This is a genomic window from Sulfitobacter sp. (assembly GCF_041552635.1).
In the GTDB taxonomy this organism is placed as follows: Bacteria; Pseudomonadota; Alphaproteobacteria; order Rhodobacterales; family Rhodobacteraceae; genus Sulfitobacter.
In genome coordinates this window covers 1-2681 of record NZ_JBFEKM010000300.1, presented here as the reverse complement: position 1 = coordinate 2681, position 2681 = coordinate 1, and the positions used below count along the sequence as shown (strand labels likewise).

General features: G+C 51.3%; 3 protein-coding genes and 2 pseudogenes. 2 read left to right on the top strand and 3 right to left on the bottom strand.

Annotation, left to right across the window (positions count from 1 at the left end; translation table 11 throughout):
* Positions 1-240: 240 nt before the first annotated feature.
* Positions 241-474, top strand: a pseudogene (locus ABYT07_RS20330) (integrase core domain-containing protein); the annotation flags it as partial.
* 48 nt (positions 475-522) lie between these two features.
* Here the strand turns inward: ABYT07_RS20330 and ABYT07_RS20325 are convergent.
* Both ABYT07_RS20325 and ABYT07_RS20320 read right to left on the bottom strand, forming a co-directional pair.
* A complete protein-coding gene (locus ABYT07_RS20325) occupies positions 523-1506 on the bottom strand; it encodes an alpha/beta hydrolase (protein WP_372993822.1) in 984 nt (327 codons plus the stop codon).
* 1 nt (position 1507) lies between these two features.
* Positions 1508-1714 carry a helix-turn-helix transcriptional regulator gene (locus ABYT07_RS20320; protein ID WP_372993821.1) on the bottom strand — a complete coding sequence of 69 codons (207 nt, stop codon included), beginning with the start codon at positions 1712-1714 and terminating at the stop codon, positions 1508-1510.
* Positions 1715-2179: 465 nt separating this feature from the next.
* Here ABYT07_RS20320 and ABYT07_RS20315 point away from each other — a divergent pair, with 465 nt between their 5' ends.
* Positions 2180-2317 carry a class I SAM-dependent methyltransferase gene (locus ABYT07_RS20315; RefSeq protein ID WP_372993823.1) on the top strand — a complete coding sequence of 46 codons (138 nt, stop codon included), beginning with the start codon at positions 2180-2182 and terminating at the stop codon, positions 2315-2317.
* 102 nt (positions 2318-2419) lie between these two features.
* Here ABYT07_RS20315 and ABYT07_RS20310 read toward each other — a convergent pair.
* Positions 2420-2681 (bottom strand): annotated as a pseudogene (locus ABYT07_RS20310) (IS5/IS1182 family transposase); the annotation flags it as partial.

Below are 2681 nucleotides of genomic sequence, written 5' to 3'. Positions count from 1 at the left end.
TAAGGGAGTGCCGCCGAGTCCTCTTGATCTCCATCCTGACCACCGTCTCGATATCCTGCATCAGTAGGGCAAACGCATTCTCATCACGCTTCTCAACCCAGGCTTTACAGCAAGATTTACTTCAAGGAAGAGGTGGGCCGACACCTCGGTTGAATCCTTCTTTCCAACAGCAACACACCCACAAAAATCAAAAGGCGGACCATACCGGCACCTCCCTTAGTTGCATCGACGTCGGCAACAGTCGGCGTTTCCTATGACAATGCTCTCGCTGAATGCGTCATTGGCCTGTTTAAAACCGAGGTCATCAACCAGATCGGTCCGTGGAAATCGATGCGCGAAGTCGAATGGGAAACGCTGAAATGGGTCGATTGGTATAACAACCGCCAGCTATTCGGGCCCATCGGATACATCACACCCGCAGAAGCAGAGGACGTATTCTATGCAAACCTAAACACACTCGATAAACTAGCCTGACGTTGAACAAATCACCCTCCGGTAAACTCGGGGCGGTTCATTCTCCCCTCATTCTAAGGCCTCTTTGATCAACGCCGCAGTTGTCGGGACATCAATGATGCTTAGATGTGTTTCGCCTGCGACGATGTTATAACTGCCTTTATCGGTTACAGCGCTCATCACTTCTTCATATTTATCGGCAAAGAATGCTTCGTCGTCGCTGCCTATAATCAAAGTGAACTTTGGCAATGCGGCCACGTCTTTCAGATAATCCGCGCGTGGGGCGTAGCCTGTGTTCAGCCGGTATGAATAGGCCAGAGTTGCCAGATGTCCGTATTTTCCAGTTCGCACTGCCTTTGGCATGGTGAACTGAATGATCGTTAAATGGTTAAGCCCTGTGATTTTGAACGTGTTCAGCATGCTTATCCCGATAATACGGCGCGTCATAACTCGCGCCCAGCCACCTGAATTCTGGCGCGTAGTTGGCGCGTTATGCTTGAGGAACGGGGCAAGCAGGATCGCATGGTCAATTTTGTCGCCATGCACGCTGCCTGCAAAGCGTATAACAAGACCGCCACCTGAGGAATGACCTGCAAGAATTACGGATTGATTTGGCAGGCGTTCCGCCTCGATCAACGCTGCGATATCATCTTGCATTTGATTAATGTAGTCCACATCGCCGCGCCGTTCAGGGTTGGCCCCATGACCGCGAAGGTCGGGCACAACGACATGCGCATCTTTGGACAAATTCTTGGCAAGACTATCAAATTGTAGCCCGACCCACCCCGATCCATGCAGAAGAATAAGTAGCGGTTTACTTGCGTCTTTGTCGCCATACCGGCGCACCGGAATGTTCCAACCATCACCCATTTCAACGCCCAATTGATCAGGGACTTCTGAGTGGCCAAGCGCTATGATACTAGCAAAGTCGAGGCTGCCTTCGGTATCCGCGTTTGACAGCTCTTTGGGCCGTTCGGATAAGATCAGGCCAAGGGCGACCAGCGCGGTAATCACTAAGCTTAACGCAGTAAAAGAGATGATTTTCATAAACATATTAGTCGTCTTTCACATAAAAAATATCGTGTACTGTGACATCAAGTACCTTTGCGATTTGCATCGCGAGCAATGTTAATGGGGCGAATACGTGGTTTTCAATTGTGTTGATCGTCTTGCATGACACTCCGACTGCTTCAGCGAGAGATGCTTGGGTAAATTCCATCTGGATGCGCCTCTCTTTAAGAGTATTATGTAGCTCGGCCATGCGTCACCCTCGCAAATTTATGATGCAGAAAGTCAAAAGTGGTGCTGCACCCGAAGCTGTGCCCATCGCGGCAAAGGCAGTTGTTGAGGAAACCCAGCCAAGAACCATAAATATGCCGAACAAGGGATAAAGCGCTATGGCGAACCAGTATGAGAACTTGATCGCACGCCCCCATTCCAACTTGTAGAGTTCATCATGCGCTATGCCAGAATTACGCCGCCCAGCGGCCATGGCGGATAACCACGACGTCCAATGCCGCGGTGCGGCCCGTCGAAGGAGACATTTGTGCGAAGCGCAGCAATTTGGCCCCGCAGCGTTAAGGGCTTTCTTTATCCTTTGAAATCTAGGACAGCGGTGGCTGTATTGCTTGGCCAACATGGGCATTGGTGCTCATTTAGGGTAGAAAGTGAATAGAGTTTGAAACGGATTGCTGCAGCGTTGCGCGTTGATTTTTCCGAAGGTTCAGTGGCGCATCGACTTCGGTTCGGTGGCGGTCGTGGTCAAGACTTAGCAAAAGCAATGGGACTGCGTGGGGGCAAAACACCAAGGATTATTGATGCTATATCGGGGTTAGGTCGGGACTCCTTTCTTTGGCGTCTCTAGGTGTCCAGCATACCTTTTTGTCCCACCACGGTGGCTGGGATCACGATGACCCTGATCTGATGCGCCGCGAACTTAACCCCACGGTTGCCGTGCATGGGCACCTTTGGTCAGGCTCTGACCTGCCGGGCAGATATAAACATCGTTTTGTGCGTCGTAGATAAAGTCCTGCTTGATGAAGAACCCTCGTTTGAGACCACTCGATGTAAGCGGCTTGGGCACATAGGTGGTGATGCCAGTGTTGGCGCACGCAAGCAACTGTTCGCCGCCGTAATATCCTCGATCTGCGACAACCGTGATCTCTTCGCCGCCAATTGCCAAGCGCGCTTGGTTGGCCATCTTCACCAATTGCCCTCGATCACTGCCC